The sequence below is a fragment of the Stenotrophomonas sp. AS012628 genome (assembly GCF_010608305.1).
Taxonomy (GTDB): Bacteria; Pseudomonadota; Gammaproteobacteria; order Xanthomonadales; family Xanthomonadaceae; genus Stenotrophomonas; species Stenotrophomonas geniculata.
This window is the reverse complement of record NZ_VMBJ01000241.1, coordinates 1-234: the sequence shown is the minus strand read 5'-3', so window position 1 is coordinate 234 and position 234 is coordinate 1. Positions and strand designations below refer to the sequence as shown.

The 234-nt window shown below is 66.7% G+C and carries 1 protein-coding gene; it reads left to right on the top strand.

Going from position 1 to position 234, the window contains the following annotated elements; translation table 11 throughout:
- Positions 1-234, top strand: a 234-nt coding sequence (locus G5A07_RS21760) for a nucleoside recognition domain-containing protein (protein WP_316248772.1), incomplete at both ends; no start/stop codon positions are given.

Here is a 234-nt window from a genome sequence, read left to right as displayed (position 1 = left end):
GGCGTGGTCGATCTGTTCGCGCGCCTCGTGAACCCGCTGATGCGGCACCTGTTTCCTTCCGTGCCCGCCGGCCACCCCGCCACCGGCGCGATGATGATGAACGTGTCGGCCAACGTGCTCGGGCTGGATAACGCCGCCACTCCACTGGGCCTGCAGGCCATGCGCGAGCTGCAGCAGATCAATCCGCAGCCGCAACGCGCCAGCGATGCGCAGTTGATGTTCGTGGTGCTCAAC